Below are 15457 nucleotides of genomic sequence, written 5' to 3' on the forward strand. Positions count from 1 at the left end.
GCCAACACCTAGGACAGTCATGGCCATTGACGACCCCGTACAGGGGATCGAGTCCGAACGGCCCACCGCCACCCCCGAAACCGCTCCGGGCACCCCGTCCGCCTGGAGTTCCCTGCGGCCCCTCGTGCTGCGCCTCCACTTCTACGCGGGCCTGCTGATCGCCCCGCTGCTGCTGGTAGCCGCCACCAGCGGTTTCCTCTACGCGCTCTCCTTCCAGGCGGAGAAGGTGGTCTACCGCCATGAGCTGCGGGTGCCGGCCGGCGACCGTACCGTCCCGCTCTCCGCCCAGCTCGACGCCGCACGCGCCGCCCACCCGGACGGCACGGTCACTTCCGTACGCCCCTCGGCCGAGGACGGCGCGACCACCCGGGTGCTGATGACCACCCCCGGGGTCGAGGAGGGCAAGTCCCTCGCCGTCTTCGTCGATCCGTACACCGCCGAGGTGCGGGGAGAGCTGACCAGCTACGGCAGTTCTGGCGCCCTGCCGCTGCGCACCTGGCTCTCCGAGCTGCACCGCCATCTCCAGCTGGGCGAGCCCGGCCGTATCTACAGCGAACTCGCCGCCAGCTGGCTGTGGGTGGTGGCCCTCGGCGGACTGCTGCTCTGGACCGCGCGGAAGCGGACCTCGAAGCGGGCGATGCTCACGCCCGAGCGCGGGGCCACCGGCCGCCGCAGGACCCTCTCCCTGCACGGCTCGCTCGGGCTGTGGGCCGTGACCGGACTCGTCCTGCTCTCCGCGACGGGCCTGACCTGGTCGCGGTTCGCCGGTGAGAACATCGGCGCGGTCCAGGACCAGCTCGGCGGCGCCACTCCGGTCGTCACCGCCACCCTCGAACCGGGCGCCGGCGGGTCGGGCGGCGGCCACGAGGGGCACGAGTCCATGCCGGGGATGGAGGACATGCCCGGCATGGACGGTGCGGACGTCGGAGCCGATCTGGCGGTCGTCGCCGCCCGTCAGGCCGGTCTCGACGGGCCGCTCGCGGTGACCCTGCCGACCGACGGCCGCGGCTATGTCGTCGCGGAGACGGACACCCAGTTCCCGGTCCGGCTCGACTCGGTCGCCATCGATCCGGCCAACGGCGTGGTCATGGACGAGCTGCGGTTCGCCGACTATCCCGTGCTCGCCCAGCTCACCCGGTTCGGTATCGACGCCCACATGGGTGTCTTCCTCGGGGTCGTCAATCAGCTGGCGCTCGCGGTTCTCGCCCTCGCGCTGATCCTGATCATCCTCTGGGGCTATCGGATGTGGTGGCTGCGAAGGCCCACCAAGGAACGGAAGCTGAGCGCGGGCAGAGCGATGCCGCGCGGTGCCTGGCGGAAGGTGCCGCTGACCGTGCTACTGCCGCTCCTGGCGGTCACGGCCGTGGCCGGCTGGTTCGTCCCGCTGCTGGGCGTCAGCCTGCTGGCGTTCCTCGTCCTGGACGGGGCGCTGGGGCTGCTGGCCCGCTTCCGGACGCGGCGGCGCGCGCACTGAGTCATCCCTCGCGCTTCATCCGTGGCACGCGCTGAGCCCTGCCGGTCCGGCCGGCAGGGCTCAGGCTCGGGCTCGCGCTCAGGCTCGGTGCGGGATCAGGGTGCGTACTTGTACCCGACCCGCCGTACCGTCTGGATGGTGTGGCGGTGCTCGGCGCCCAGCTTGCGGCGCAGCCGGGCCACATGGACATCGACGGTCCGCCCGTCGCCCACATGCCCGTAACCCCAGACCGTGGTCACCAGCTGGTCGCGGGTGTGCACCCGGTGGGGGTGCGCCACGAGATGGGCGAGCAGTTCGAATTCGAGATAGGTCAGGTCCAGCTGCTGTCCGTCCACGACAGCGGTCCGCTGGATGTCGTCTATCCGCACCGGACCGCCACCGCCATGGCCGGCCCCGGGGCTGTTCACGGCGGTGCCGGCGGCGAGGTGCGGCGCGGAGGCGGCCAGCACGGCCGCATGCTGATCGGCCGGTACGAGCACGAGATAGCCGACCATCGGCGGCTGTCCCGGCAGCGAGGGCAGCGTGTGCTGGGGCGCGGGCAGCCAGGTGGCGCCCGGCGGCAGGAAGTCCACGACCTGACCGGCCGTGACGGCGCTCGGAACGGCGGCCGGGGCGGTCTCGTCACGGTCGACGGCCCGGAGCCGGTGACGGCCGGGCACGGCCGGTTTCTGGTTGAGTGCCGCGGCGGCGGCCGCAGCGGAGAAGGAACGGGGGTTCGCCATGAGGGGTCAGCTCTTTCGCGCGAAGGAGTCGTCGAGTCGACAGGTCGGACGGGACGTACGTCATGCGCGGCGGCCGAAGGCCTGAAAGAAGGCTTTAGAGGGCCGGCGCGTTCCTCGCGCGGCAACACACCCGGTCGAAGTCGTGATGCTGCCGGGACGGCCAGAACGGCTCCAGGTCGATGCGACCCGTCGCGGTGTGCTGGAAGCTGGCCATGGACCCCATTGAAGCAGATACGGGGGCGGGGCAGGAGCCCCTTTCCACCCGTCGGTGCGCACCACGACGACGAGGGGGCGGCCGCCCAGGTCCTGTCCGGTCGACAGGGCCTACGGCGGCCGCCCCCTCACGGAGCCGGCGGGGCCGGCCGGATCAGACCTGGCCGGCCTTCTCCAGCGCGGTGCAGCAGGTGTCGACGATCAGCCGCGTCACCACATACGGGTCCACGTTGGCGTTCGGGCGGCGGTCCTCGATGTAGCCCATGCCCTCCTGCTCGACCTGCCAGGGGATACGGACCGAGGCGCCGCGGTTCGAGACGCCGTAGCTGTACTCGTTCCACGGAGCGGTCTCGTGCAGACCGGTCAGCCGGTCGTCGATGCCCGCGCCGTAGTTCTTGACGTGGTCGAGCGGCTTGGAGCCCTCACCCAGCGACTCGCAGGCGGTGATGATCGCGTCGTAGCCCTCGCGCATCGCCCTGGTCGAGAAGTTGGTGTGCGCGCCCGCGCCGTTCCAGTCGCCCTTCACCGGCTTCGGGTCGAGCGTCGCGGAGACCTCGAAGTCCTCGGCGGTGCGGTAGAGCAGCCAGCGGGCGATCCACAGCTGGTCCGCGACGTCCAGCGGCGCCAGCGGGCCGACCTGGAACTCCCACTGACCCGGCATGACCTCGGCGTTGATGCCGGAGATGCCCAGACCCGCCTTGAGACAGTTGTCGAGGTGCGCCTCGACGATGTCACGGCCGAAGATCTCGTCCGAGCCGACACCGCAGTAGTAGCCGCCCTGCGCGGCCGGGAAGCCGCCCTCGGGGAAGCCCAGCGGACGGGTGCCCTTGAAGAACGTGTACTCCTGCTCGATGCCGAAGATCGGCTCCTGGCCCGCGAACTTCTCGGCGACCTCGGTCAGCTGCGCACGCGTGTTGGACTCGTGCGGCGTCATGTCGATGTTCAGGACCTCGCACATGACGAGGACGTGGTTCCCGCCGCGGATCGGGTCGGGGCACGAGAAGACCGGCTTGAGCACGCGGTCGGAGGCGTGGCCCTCGGCCTGGTTGGTGCTCGACCCGTCGAAGCCCCAGATGGGCAGCTCGGCGCCGGCATCAAGGATCTTCGTCTTCGAGCGCAGCTTCGCGGTCGGCTCGGTGCCGTCGATCCAGATGTACTCAGCCTTGAAGGTCACGTGGCCTCATCCTTTGCGGGTGCAGCAGCTATGACGGGAAAGCCTCGCAATGTGCGGTTTCCCGTCCATTGCCCATTGATGAACCGCGTGTTACTCAGGCTTCTTTTGTTTCGGCGGCGTGCCGGGCGACCGCGTGCGCGTTGAGCAGCGACGCGAATCCGGCACCGCGGATCCGGCGGACCAGCTCGTCGTCACTGGTGCCCAGAGTCTCCGCCGTACGGCCCAGGTGCCAGCCGTGCTCGGCCAGTCGGCTCAGCAGATGACCGCGCCTGCTCTGCGCGTCGGACAGCCGGAACGTCTTGAGGTACGCGGTGCGCCCCTGGTGATCGGTGATCAGTTCGCCGATGCGCTGCTCTCGTGCGCGTCGCTCCACGCGCGATCCCGCGCACGCGCCGCGGCCCGCAGACCGGCGAGCGTCCGGACCGGGCCACCGTAGAACGCGTACTGGTGCACCAGCTCGCCGTACATGTCCTGCAACAGGGTCGGGTGCAGAGCCGGTAGTCGGCGGGATGGGGCACGACGAAGGCCGCGGCGAGCGCGTCCGCCGCGTACACCATCACGCCGCACTGGCCGGGATGGATCTCGAAGATCCGCAGCGCGTCGGCGAGCCCACGGACGCCCCCTGCCCACCGGGCGACGTGCCCTGCCGGCCGTCGCCCGACCAGTCGGCGACGAAGCCGTGCGGGATGTACGAGACGTACCGGGTGCCCGGGTCCACCTGGACCTCGCCGAACCCGTCGTAGATCTCGCGGTGCGGCCGCAGCCCGTCCATCGGCTTCTCACGTACCAGCGGTCCGAGACGGAGGGGCCGCATCGTGCGTGGCCGGGGCCGTCGTCCCGTGCGTGGCCGTCTCCCGTGGCGGGGCCTCCCCGGGGAAGTGGCAGAACGGGTCGTCGTCCAGAAAGCGCCGCACGCGCCGGTCCAGATACGCCCGCAGCTCCGCCAGCCCCGTACGGCCCTCCGCGAACTGCGCGATCTCCACCAGCGCCGGCAGATCCTCGGCGTCCCGTATCCCCGCCGTCGGCACGCCCGGTGCCACCCGGCGTACGTCAAAACCGTCCGCGTCGTATACGGGGTTCAGATGAACGGCACTCGTCCTGCGCGCCGGATCGAGCCGGGTACGCCACACCCGCAGCACCTCGCCCGCCAGCCCCGGAGGGGCGTTGTCCCAGCCGTCCGAGACGATGACGAGCCGGTCGGGCGCGTGCTCCAGAGCGTCGATGATCCGCGTCCCGAGCGGTGTCGGCCCCCAGGGGCGTACGAGCAATGGGTCCGTGCTCCCTGATGGCAGGCCAGGGCGACCGCGAGCGGACGGCGGCGCTTCTCGCCCGAGCCGGACGAGGAGCAGCTGTCGTCCAGTACGGCGGCGACCCGCCCCCACGTCCCGGTGTGCGGACCCGCCACGCGGCGCGCTGCCGCGCGCAGGGCACGGGTCAGCTCCGCCCGGCGCCGTACGCGCTCGTCCGGGGCCAACGACAGGGCGGCGCGAGGCGGGTCAGCGGCATGCCGGCCAGATCGGCCCGGCCGTCGGCCCGGACCCCCCCCGACCGCTGGGTCCGCAGCCGCTCCAGCCGGGTCAGCCGTGGAGCCATCCGCTCCAGAAACACGTCACGCGTGATGCCGTGCCCGGCCGCGAACCCCTCGGCGGCGGTGAACGGCAGCTCGTAGAGCGCGCCCTGCTCGAAGCGGGCGCGGCGATGCCCGTCCAGCAGCGGGTGCTCGTAGCGCTTGCGACGGCCGGGCTCGAAGAGAAAGTCGCCGAGTTCGCCGGCTCGTGCAACGTAACACCGGCCGTGGCCGGCGCCGCACCCGTTTACGCCTCCCCTTTACGCCTCCCGGACACCCCCGCGCCGCCCGGACGCGGCACACTGATCGTCATGAGCAAGCCACGTATCGGACTCCTCGGCACCGGCCCCTGGGCGGAGCGCACGCATGCCCCCGCGCTCGCCGGCCATCCCGGACTCGAATTCAGCGGCGTCTGGGGGCGGCGCCCCGAGGCGGCCGCCGCCCTCGCCGCCGCCCATGGCACCACCGCCCACTCCGGCGAGGTCGGGCTCGACGCGCTCTTCGCCGAGAGCGACGCCATCGCCTTCGCCCTGCCGCCTGACATCCAGGCGCCACTGGCGGCACGGGCCGCGGCCGCCGGATGCCATCTCCTCCTGGACAAGCCGGTCGCCACGACCGTGGCCGGGGCCCGCGAGGTGGCGGACGCGGCCGCGAGCGCCGGGGTGGCGTCCGTGGTCTTCTGCACGCTGCGTTTCGCCGCCGGCACGGCGAGCTGGATCGACGAACAGGCGGCGAAGGGCGGCTGGTTCACGGCACACGCGTACTGGCTCGGCGCCCTCTACGGGGCCGGCGCCGACAGCCCGTACGCCGACTCGCCCTGGCGCCGCGAGAAGGGCGGACTGTGGGACGTCGGCCCGCACGCGCTGTCCGCTCTGATCCCGCTGCTCGGCGATGTGACGGAGGTGACGGCCGTACGGACCGAGCCGGACCTCACCCACCTGGTGTTCCGGCATACGTCCGGGGTGGCCAGTTCGGCGGCGCTGAGCCTGAGCGCGCCGAAGGCGGGCGCGGGTACCGGGCTCGAACTCCGGGGCGAGCACGGGACGGCGGTCCTGCCGGAGGGCTGGGGCGATCCGGTCGACTCGTTCGTGGCGGCGGTCGACGCGCTGCTGGAGTCGGTCCGTACGGGCCGGCCGCACCCGTGCGACGTACGGTTCGGGCTGCGGCTGACGGAGATCCTGACGGAAGCCGAGGAACGCGCGGCGGCGGGCGCCACGCAGTAGCGGCGGCCTGATGGGGTGTGCGCTGCGCGGGTACCGGTGGCGCACACCCCGACCGGTGTGCCGTGCGGGGGCCGGTGACCGCGCCGCGGCCGGGGCTATGACGAACGGCCGAGGGCGTCCCGTACCGCCTCGTCCGTACGCGCCACCACCGCCGTGCCGTCGTCCGCCGTGATGATCGGCCGCTGGATCAGCTTCGGATGCGTGGCGAGCGCCGCGATCCAGCGGTTCCGCGAACCGGCCTCCCGCGCCCAGTCCTTGACGCCCAGCGCCTTCGCGGCCGCTTCCTCGGTCCTGGTGATGTCCCAGGGCTCAAGGCCCAGCCGGTCGAGCACCGCCCGGATCTCGTCCTCGGTCGGTACGTCCTCCAGATAGCGCCGGACGGTGTACGAGGCACCCTCCTCATCGAGCAGCGTCAGCGCGCCGCGGCACTTGGAGCATGCGGGATTGATCCAGATCTCCATGGCCCCAACAGTACCGTCGGCCACCCCTCAAACAACGTCTGGCCAGGGGCGATTGTCAGTGGGAGGCAGTAAAATGGAGGTAGTTCGTGAGGGTCCAACCACCGTGCCGGGAGGTCGCCGATGGCCGTTGCCACAATCACGACGAAATCCTTCGAGACCCTGCCACCGATCAAGCGCAAGCCACTGCCCGCGGGACAGCCCCGTGAGTGGTACGAGACCCATAACCGCCGACTGAAGGCCATGCGCCTCGCCATCGCCCTGCTCGACTCGGGCGTGTACCACCCGGCGAACGCGAACAACCGCAGGATACGGCGCACGGCGGCCCGGATCGGGATCCACCCGCCGTCCGACATCACCTGCCGCATGGTGCGCACCCTGATCCACGACGGCCGCTGAGGCAGGGCCACGACGCAGCCGGCCCCCCGCCCCGATCCGGGACGGGGGCCGGTGAGCTCACCTTCCGAGGCGCCGGCGCCAGCGGACCTCGCCGTCGTGCCATACGTCGGTGGGCGTCAGCCCGACGGCCGCGGCGACCGCCGCCGACGCCCCGTGGTCCGGATGGACATGGGCGATGAGCGTCCGTACGCCCTGCTCGTCCAGCCACCGTACGAGCGCCCGCGCGGCCTCCGTGGCGATCCCGCGTCCTTGCCACGGCGTGCCCACCACCCAGGCGATCTCGGCGACGAGATCCCCGTGGCGTCCGGGGTCTTCGTGGCCCCTGTGGTCTTCGGGGTCCTCGGGGTCCAGGCTGACGGTCGCCTGGACCGTACCCGCCAACCGCTCGCCGTCCCCCTGGTCCTCCCGGACGCCGATCACCCAGTTGCACCAGGAGACGTCCGGGTCGGGCGAGCCCGCGACCATACGGGCGTAGCGCGTGCGCAGCTCCTCCGCCGTCGCCGGCGCCCCGCCGATAAAGGTGTGCAGCGCCGGATCGGACAGGACGACGGCCATCTCCTGCGCGTGCTCGACACGGAGCGGCACCAGCGTCAGCCGCTCGGTGCCGATGACCTCGGCGAGCAGCGCTGTCACGAAGGCTGTCCCGGCTCAGGCTCCGGCTGCCGCTCCGACTCCGACTCCGGCTGCGTCGCGACCGCGTGCAGCCGTCCGTACCGGATCGCGAAGTGCGGCAAGGAGACCCCGAACTCTTCGGCGACGGCGGTGAGTCCCTCGTACTCGTCATCGAGGTCCAGGGCCCGGTCGCCGGAGTCGGGAAAGAGACGCTCCGGGTCGAGGGATTCGGGAACCGCCCCCCAGCGTTCGGTCCCGGTCTCCTCGCCGCGCACCGTGAATCCGTACCGGGGCTCCCCGTCCTCGGCGCAGGAGAAGTGGAAGGTACCGGGCGACGCCACACCCTGGCCCGGCCGTTCGACCCACACCAGGACGGACCTGGCGGCCCCCGGCACCGTACCGAGCGGTCCGCTCACTCCGCCCGGACCGCTCATCCCGCCCGGTCCGCTCAGCGGCTCCGGCCGGAACGGCTCCGTACGGCTCTCGAAGGCGAAGCTCCAGCCGCCTCCGCACAGGCCGACACGAGCGGTCCTGCGCCCTTCCTGTCCGAACAGGACGCTGGTCTCCTCTTCGCTGGACGGCGGCAGCAGCGGACCATGGCCGATGCGCGCGGCGAGGTCCTCCGGCGAGATGCCCCGGGCCAGCACGAAGCGATAGGAACCGTTCTGCTCCTCCTGATCGGCGAGCCAGGCGAGCCCGTCCACCACGGGCTCGGGCGCTTCCTCCGCACGGTCACGGGTCGGCCCCTGTCCGCCGCCCCGGGGCGTTTCCAGGATGTACCGGCCGCGCTCCGGAGTGATCACCGGCCCGAGGACCGGATCGGCGAGCAGCCCGACGGGGGCTATGTGCTCAGCGCCGTACGGCTCCCAGTCGCCCAGGGCAGGGGCGAGGGTGTGCCAGGCGGCGTCGGTATCGCCCCATCGCGCCAGTTCACGCGCCGTGGCGACCGCCGTACCGAACGGCCCGGGAGGCTCGTACCGGACCGTACTCCCATCGATTTCCCGCAGCGGATCGCCCAGGTCCGCGACGATGGGGGAGTCCACCGGCCCGCCGTCCAGCAACGCTTCCACCTGGGCCCGCAGCTCCCGCGCGCGGGGCCTTCCGTGCTCGTCCGCCTCGATGAGCAGCTCCAGCTGCGCATCGATGTCGTCGCCGCGCAGACAGGCCGTCCGCGCCTGCTCGACATCGGCGTCGAGCTCGCGCGTCGTCTCGTTCACAAACCCGGGGGTGGCCTGATTGGCGCGGTGGAATTCCCGGAACAGGGCCTGCATGAGCTCCATGAACGACTCGTAACGGGCCGGGTTCTCGTCCGGCCGGCCCCGGTGGAGAAAGGCGGCCCACTCCCCGTCGGCGTTCACATCGCCGGGGTCGAGCAGGACACCGGCCACGTCCGAGCCGGGCGACAGCTCCAGCGCCCCGGCCCACATGTCCACCGCGTCCACCGCGTCCACCGCGTCCGCCTCGGCCCCGGAGATCTCCTGGCGCCCGCCGGAGTCCGCGTGCCGGCGAACGCCGTCCGCCGCCCCCAGCGGAGAGAGACCCGTCCCGGCCGGCCGCCACCCGTCGGTGGTCGCCAGAAAGGACCGGTAGGTCGGCGGCAGCGTCACCCCGAGCCGCTCCTCAAGCGCCCGGATCCGCTCTTCCCCCGCCGCCGGGAACCCGAGCCACCGCTCCCGCAGGGCCTCCTCGTCCCCGTCCCTGAGCCCCAGCGCACCGATCGACTCGACCCAGTCCGCGCTCCACCGCTCAAGGAAGGGCCGCCAGTTGTAGATCTTCATCCCCTCATCGTGCCAGCGCCCGCTGACAACGGACACCCGCGCGGTCAGGACAGCACCCGGCGGCGGAAGTTCCGCAGACCCAGGCCGAGGAAGAGCACGCAGAACGCCACGAGCACCGGATAGACGATGTACAGGTGCATGTGCGAGAGATCGGTGAATCCGGCCCGCATACCCTCGCTGATGTAGATCAAGGGGTTCACGAGGACGACGACTTGAAGCCAGTGGAACCCGCCCAGCTCCACCAGGCCCAGCTTGGTCCACTGGTAGTACGTGCCTCCGAGGAAGACGAGCGGCAGTACCACGAAACCGAACATGACCCCGATGTTCCTGGGCTCGAACGTGGTGCCCAGGAGCAGCCCAAGCGAGGTCATCGCGATGCAGGACAGCGGAATCAGCGTGACCACGATCCACCAGTGGACCGTCAGATGGGGATGTACGCCAGGCGCGTGCACCACGGCCGCGATCGGCAGCACGATGACCGCCGAGATCAGCCCCTGGGCGGCGCCCGACAGCACTTTCGCCACCGCCACCAGCCAGAGGGGGCAGGGCGCCTGCACCCGGTCCTCGATCTCCCGCGTGTACCCGAACTCCTGGGACATCTGGATGGCGACGGACTGGATGCCCTGGAACATGATGGCGATGGACACCACCCCCGGCACCAGAACGGTGGCGAACGCGGATTCCCCGGCCGTGCCGCCGCCGGATCCGATGCCCTGTCCGATGATGGGAAAGACGTACAGGAATACGAAGACGAGCAGGAACGGCTGCATCACGGTCCGGCCCACGAACTCACCGAAGTTCTTCCGCAGTACGGTCAGATCCCGCCGGACGAGCGCGGTCAGCGCCGAGCGGCTGGCGGCCGCCACGGACCGTGTCGGCAGCACGCCGATGCGGGGTGCGGCTGGTCCGGTGGGCGCCGGGGGCATACCGTATGCGGTCATCATTCCCTCAGTTCTTTTCCGGTGAGGCTGATGAACACCGTCTCCAGGGTGCTTTCGGCGATCGAGAGGTCGACCAGGTCGAAGCCACCGGACTCGGCGCTCGTCACGACGCGGGGCAGCAGCCGGTCGTTGTCCTTGACTTGAAGCTCGACCCCGCCGTCGACCAGGCGGGTACGGACGACTCCCGCGATGTCGCGGCGCAGCCGGGCCGCCAGCTCGTCCGGGCTGCCGGTGGTGACCACCGTGACGATGGTGTCGGCTCCGAGTCCCTGCTTGAGCGCGGCAGGCGTGTCCAGGGCGAGGATCCGGCCGTGATCGATGATCGCCACCCGGTCGCAGAGATGGTCGGCCTCCTCCATGTTGTGCGTGGTGAGCAGAACGGTCTGGCCATCGGCGATCAGACGGTCCAGCACCTCCCAGAGCGCCAGTCGGCTCTGCGGATCCAGGCCGGCGGTCGGCTCGTCGAGAAAGAGCACGGCCGGACGGTGGAAGATCGCCCGCGCGACCAGGAGACGCTGCGCCATCCCGCCGGACAGCGCGTACACGGAGGAGGTCCGCCACCGTGACAGGCGGAACCGGTCGAGGAGTTCGTCCGCCGTCCGCCGCGACTCGCGGCGGGAGATGCCGAACAGGAGCCCGTGGAAGTAGAGGTTCTCCCAGACCGTCAGCGAGCGGTCCAGGGTGTTCTGCTGGGTGACCACGGCGATGACCTGCTTGGCCAGGGTCGGATGGCTGACCACGTTGATGTCCCCGATGTACGCGGAGCCCGAAGTGGGCACCACCCGCGCGGTCAGCATCCCGACCGTGGTGGTCTTGCCGGCACCGTTGGGGCCCAGCAGCCCGAAGATCTCGCCCCGTCGCACCAGCAGATCGATCCCGTCCACGGCCGCGAAGTCGGTCTTGGGGTAGACCTTCGTGAGACCGGCCGTACGGATGACAGCCTCCGGACCGGACGCCGACGGGCCAGCTCCCGTTCCCCGGGCACGGTCCGATCCGGGTGTCGCCATCGTTCACCTCGCCGAGTCCGGCGGCCATCATCGACCGGTTCGCCCGCCACGCGCACTTTCCGAGACCTCCCGAGACCTTCCGGGAGCTCCCGGGACGACTTGCGCCGCCGGCCCGCCGACATCGATCACTCGGTATCGGCCGGAACCGGCGGCGCGAGCCACGGATGTCCGGGCCTCGGCCTCAACCTCGGCCTCAGCCTCGGCCCGACGGCATCAGCTCGGAGGCATCAGCACGCCATCGACGAGGTAGATCACGGCGTTCGACGTCTTGATGTCGCCACAGACGATGTTCGCGGTCTTGTTGACCTTGAACGATGTGCCCGAACCCGTGGTCTTGAGCGCGGCACCCTCCAGGGTCTTGAAGCTGCCGTTCGGGAGCTCGGCCCGGGTGATCTCCTTCTTCCCCACCACGTGGTAGGTCAGAAGCTTCTTGAGCGCGGCCTTGTCGCTCAGCAGCTTGTCGAGCTGCGCCTTGGGCACCTTGGCGAAGGCCGCGTTGGTCGGCGCGAAGAGAGTGCCGTCCTTGATCTTGTTCAGTGTGTCGGTCAGTCCGGCCTTTTTCACCGCGCTGACCAGGGTGGCGAGGTTCGGGTTCGTCGCCGCGGCGTTCGCCAGCCGCTCCTTGGCCATGGCGGCGACGCTACCGGCGCCACTCTTCGCCAACGACGCGCACCCGGGGCCGAACGGTTTGGACGTACTCGGCGCCGGCGAGGTGCTGGGAGACGTGGACGGGCTCGGCGCAGCGTTCTCGGCGAACGCCTGCGGTGCCATGACCCCCAGCGAAACGGGCAGGGCGACCGCGGCGGCAACGGCCACAGCGGAGGTGCGGAAGCGGGAGGACTTCATGTTTCGATTCCTCTTCCTGTGGGGGAAGTGCCCGGGGATCCGGGCCTGGAACGATCGGTGGCGGCCTGACTCCGCCACGCCTGGGGTGACCGCGACACCGCCCGGGGACACTCCACCCGCCCGGCCCCGCATCGACGCTACTGATCGATCAAGCCACCGCCCTCAGGGTAAGCGCCCCCCACCACTCCAAGCATCTTGAACCCCCAGAAACCCCCTCTCACCAGCAGTTTCCCCAAGATCGTCCACCTGCTCGGCACCCGGCCAGGCTGCTCTGAGGGGTAAGGGGCGGCATGTCCGGAATGAGGTCTACCTATCGCTCTCCGCCGACGTCACTCTGAGGTAAGGGCCCCGAGCCAGGGGGCGGGCGCAGCGGCTCGGTGGGGGCGGCCGATGGCGTACGTACCGATCCTCAAGGGCAAGCGCGGTGAGTTCACGGCGCTCGAAAATGTGGACGCCACGGTCCAGGCCCACATCCGTCCCATCCTGGAGATAGTCCCCGGCGGCGCGTTACGAGAGGTCATGGAGACCTTCCGTGACCATGCCTGGAACCACTTGCCAAAGGGGCTCGAAGTCGCTGTGGACAGCGGAGCCCTCTGGCATGCGGGACCTGTGGGGGGCTGCTTCACCGGCCATTCCATGAACTGGCTCAGCGAGTCATTCGGAGCGTGGTGTCTTCCACTGGTTCCCGTATTCCGTGTTCATGATCCCTCCGAAGCACTCGTAGAAGTACGGGACGTTCAGCGAGCCCACGGGCTTGGAGCCACGCTTCGACTGGACGTATTCGAACTGGCTGAAGACGCCTCCGTCATGTCGCGCAAAGTCCGAGCGGCGCTGCGAATGGTGCGCCTGGCTCCCGAACAGGTGGATCTCCTGCTCGACGCGGGATATCTCCCCTCCGACACCGCCGTCGCACAAACGGTGCCTGCCATGCTGCACGCGCTGGGCTGGGCACACACGGTTCCATGGCGTCATGTGGTGGCCGCATCGGGATCGTTCCCTCCCACGCTGAAACCGCTGCTCCGGGGCCGCCCGAACCGTCTGCACCGCTGGGAGACCGCTCTATGGCACAAAGTCGCCCGGAGCTTCGAAGGCGCCCCACCAGACTTCGGGGATTACGGGGTCAGCCATCCAGCGATGCCGAAAGGCGGCTGGCGCGGCGACCCCCACCTGCGCTACACGGTCGGCGAGGACTGGCAGGTCTATATCGAGACCAGGCAGCGCACCGGCAATGACGACTTCTTCATCCTCTGCCAGGATCTCCTCCGATCCGACCACTGGCCCAGCCAAGGCGAATCGACGTCCTGGGGCGACCATCACATAGCGCTCTGCGCCCGCGGCCACCGCTCGAAGGCGGGAACAGCAACCGAGTGGCGCGCGTGGGCAACTTCCCACCACATGGCAGTCGTTACGCACGCCATGAGATCCATGGGCACCGCGTGACCCCGCAACCGCTCCGTCGCCGAGCGCCGCACGCGCCGTCCACACACCGGTGGCCCACGTGAACAGAAAGACCTCTTGCCGCGTTCGCCGGCCTCTACCGGGAGGACTCCTCCACACGGCCATGCGAACCGCGAAGATCCGCCGGACAGGACCTAGCCCAGCTCCAATTCCCCGACCTTCTGATTCCCGCTCATCTCCCCTGTCGGCCGGAACCCGAGCCCGAGGTAAAAGCCCTCGGGGCCGTCCTCGCCCGGGTGCCAGGTGGTGGTCAGACGTGTGCCACCCCGGCGGCGGATCTCAGCGGCCACGGACCCGACCGCGAAGCGACCATAGCCGCAGCCCTGTTCGCCGGCCGCGATGTTGAGCCGCCACAGACCCGAGCGGATATCAGTGCCCGTGCCGTCACCCGCGAAGTCGATGTCGAAGAAGGCCATCAGGAAACCGACCGGCCGGTCTCCGTCGAGGATGAGGCGGGGCCAGGCTATGCCGGGGTGCACGTATGCCTCGGCGAGGGACTTCACGACCGGCGCGACCAGATGCTCCTGGTCAGGGCGAACTTTCAGGCCGATCGCGGCATCGAAGTTGGCCGCAGTGACCTCTGCCAGCCGGAGATTCATCGTCATGCCAAAACCGTAAGCCAGTGGATCAAGTGGATTTCATGAGTAGTCCCGGTGTACGCCGATGGCTGGTCCCAGCGAGCACCAATGAGGCCGATCCTTCCCGCGCCCGCCCGCGCAGACCCCCGGAACGCGAGAGGCTACGGCGCACCAACCGCGCAACACGAGGAGCATCAATGCCCGGCGTTCTGACGACTGATCACCCCGCCTGGACCGAGGCGGGTGCAGGCGCTCGCGCACGAGCCGTGCGCACCGCCTCGGGTGTCTGGGTTGTGTCGTGGGACCAGGAAGGCCCGCACATGACGTGTGCGCAGGGCGCTGAGGATGCGAAGCCCACGTTCGTCACCACGGACCCGTCGTGCCTGCCCGACAGCGTCCCTGCCGAGCTCAAGGCCGGGCTCGATGACCTCGGCCCCACGCAGCGTCTGGCCAATCCCTGGCTGTGGGACGCCATCACCACCGCGATCCTGCGGCAGGTCGTACGTGCCGGGCAGGCCCGCAAGCTGTACAGGGCATGGTGCCGGACGTTCGGCGCCACCGTTCACAGCCCCACGGGGGAACTGTCCGTCGCCCCTACCGCCGCCCAGGTCCTGGAACTGGATGACGAACGGTTCACGGACGTCGGGGCCAAGTTCCACCGCAGCGTCCTGCGGGCCGCCGCCACCCACTACGAGCGGCACTACCTCCACTGGCAGCGTATGGACCCCCGCGACCTGGTCGCCGCGCTCACGAGCGTCCCACGCATCGGCCCGTGGACCGCGGCCGCCGCGGCCGCCGACTACACCGGCGACTTCAGCATCTACCCGCACGACGATCTCGCCGTGCGTACCTGGGCCGCGCAGATCGCGCCCGCCCACGCCTGGCCCGGCAGGAAGGACAAGGCATTCGGCCCGATGTGGATCGGCATGGCCGGTCCCGACCGCACCGCCCTGCACACCCTGACCCTCTCCACCCTCACCTGGGGCTCCCATGCCCGCTGACCTGGA

The 15457-nt window shown here is 70.4% G+C and carries 14 protein-coding genes and 2 pseudogenes; 5 read left to right on the forward strand and 11 right to left on the reverse strand.

Features of this window, described 5'->3' with window-relative positions:
* The first annotated feature begins 19 nt into the window (after positions 1-19).
* Positions 20-1474, forward strand: a complete 1455-nt coding sequence (locus ACZ6MZ_RS26905) for a PepSY-associated TM helix domain-containing protein (protein ID WP_469354872.1) — start codon at positions 20-22, stop codon at positions 1472-1474.
* A gap of 95 nt (positions 1475-1569) precedes the next feature.
* Here ACZ6MZ_RS26905 and ACZ6MZ_RS26910 read toward each other — a convergent pair whose 3' ends face one another.
* The 4 genes and pseudogenes from ACZ6MZ_RS26910 to ACZ6MZ_RS26925 all read right to left on the reverse strand — a co-directional run.
* Positions 1570-2196 carry a winged helix-turn-helix domain-containing protein gene (locus tag ACZ6MZ_RS26910; protein ID WP_389673229.1) on the reverse strand — a complete coding sequence of 209 codons (627 nt, stop codon included), beginning with the start codon at positions 2194-2196 and terminating at the stop codon, positions 1570-1572.
* A gap of 367 nt (positions 2197-2563) precedes the next feature.
* On the reverse strand, positions 2564-3583 hold the full coding sequence (gene glnII, locus ACZ6MZ_RS26915) for a glutamine synthetase (protein ID WP_384188647.1): 1020 nt from the start codon (positions 3581-3583) through the stop codon (positions 2564-2566).
* Between the two features lie 94 nt (positions 3584-3677).
* A pseudogene (locus tag ACZ6MZ_RS26920) lies at positions 3678-4397 on the reverse strand (ARPP-2 domain-containing protein).
* An 82-nt stretch (positions 4398-4479) separates the two neighbouring features.
* A pseudogene (locus ACZ6MZ_RS26925) lies at positions 4480-5350 on the reverse strand (hypothetical protein); the annotation flags it as partial.
* A 111-nt stretch (positions 5351-5461) separates the two neighbouring features.
* Between ACZ6MZ_RS26925 and ACZ6MZ_RS26930 the strand changes: the two are divergent.
* Positions 5462-6373: a Gfo/Idh/MocA family protein gene (locus ACZ6MZ_RS26930; RefSeq protein WP_469354983.1), complete on the forward strand. Its 912-nt coding sequence runs from the start codon at positions 5462-5464 to the stop codon at positions 6371-6373.
* A gap of 95 nt (positions 6374-6468) precedes the next feature.
* Here the strand turns inward: ACZ6MZ_RS26930 and ACZ6MZ_RS26935 are convergent, their stop codons facing one another.
* Positions 6469-6834: an arsenate reductase family protein gene (locus ACZ6MZ_RS26935; RefSeq protein ID WP_389791501.1), complete on the reverse strand. Its 366-nt coding sequence runs from the start codon at positions 6832-6834 to the stop codon at positions 6469-6471.
* A 120-nt stretch (positions 6835-6954) separates the two neighbouring features.
* On the opposite strand from ACZ6MZ_RS26935, the gene ACZ6MZ_RS26940 reads away from it, so the two are divergent.
* Positions 6955-7230, forward strand: coding sequence for a hypothetical protein (locus ACZ6MZ_RS26940; RefSeq protein ID WP_389791503.1), 276 nt, complete (start codon positions 6955-6957; stop codon positions 7228-7230).
* Positions 7231-7287: 57 nt separating this feature from the next.
* Here the strand turns inward: ACZ6MZ_RS26940 and ACZ6MZ_RS26945 are convergent, their stop codons facing one another.
* The 5 genes from ACZ6MZ_RS26945 to ACZ6MZ_RS26965 all read right to left on the reverse strand — a co-directional run bounded on the left by ACZ6MZ_RS26945 (position 7288) and on the right by ACZ6MZ_RS26965 (position 12414).
* Positions 7288-7863 carry a GNAT family N-acetyltransferase gene (locus tag ACZ6MZ_RS26945; RefSeq protein ID WP_389791505.1) on the reverse strand — a complete coding sequence of 192 codons (576 nt, stop codon included), beginning with the start codon at positions 7861-7863 and terminating at the stop codon, positions 7288-7290.
* Positions 7860-9620, reverse strand: coding sequence for an SMI1/KNR4 family protein (locus ACZ6MZ_RS26950; RefSeq protein WP_469354875.1), 1761 nt, complete (start codon positions 9618-9620; stop codon positions 7860-7862). Before ACZ6MZ_RS26950 ends, ACZ6MZ_RS26945 begins: the two co-directional genes overlap by 4 nt.
* A 44-nt stretch (positions 9621-9664) precedes the next feature.
* Positions 9665-10561: an ABC transporter permease gene (locus ACZ6MZ_RS26955; protein WP_469354877.1), complete on the reverse strand. Its 897-nt coding sequence runs from the start codon at positions 10559-10561 to the stop codon at positions 9665-9667.
* Complete coding sequence (locus ACZ6MZ_RS26960; RefSeq protein ID WP_469354879.1) at positions 10561-11568, reverse strand: ATP-binding cassette domain-containing protein; 1008 nt, start codon at positions 11566-11568, stop codon at positions 10561-10563. Before ACZ6MZ_RS26960 ends, ACZ6MZ_RS26955 begins: the two co-directional genes overlap by 1 nt.
* Positions 11569-11781: 213 nt before the next feature.
* Complete coding sequence (locus tag ACZ6MZ_RS26965) at positions 11782-12414, reverse strand: fasciclin domain-containing protein (RefSeq protein ID WP_384188658.1); 633 nt, start codon at positions 12412-12414, stop codon at positions 11782-11784.
* Between the two features lie 390 nt (positions 12415-12804).
* On the opposite strand from ACZ6MZ_RS26965, the gene ACZ6MZ_RS26970 reads away from it, so the two are divergent.
* The gene (locus ACZ6MZ_RS26970; protein WP_469354881.1) at positions 12805-13854 is read left to right on the forward strand and encodes a beta family protein; all 1050 of its coding nucleotides are present in this window, start codon (positions 12805-12807) and stop codon (positions 13852-13854) included.
* A 152-nt stretch (positions 13855-14006) separates the two neighbouring features.
* On the opposite strand, the gene ACZ6MZ_RS26975 is transcribed toward ACZ6MZ_RS26970, so the two are convergent.
* The gene (locus tag ACZ6MZ_RS26975) at positions 14007-14477 is read right to left on the reverse strand and encodes an N-acetyltransferase (protein ID WP_469354882.1); all 471 of its coding nucleotides are present in this window, start codon (positions 14475-14477) and stop codon (positions 14007-14009) included.
* Positions 14478-14770: 293 nt separating this feature from the next.
* Between ACZ6MZ_RS26975 and ACZ6MZ_RS26980 the strand changes: the two genes are divergently transcribed.
* Complete coding sequence (locus tag ACZ6MZ_RS26980; protein WP_469354884.1) at positions 14771-15451, forward strand: DNA glycosylase family protein; 681 nt, start codon at positions 14771-14773, stop codon at positions 15449-15451.
* Positions 15452-15457 lie beyond the last annotated feature (6 nt).

Source organism: Streptomyces sp. NPDC042201 (genome assembly GCF_055582185.1).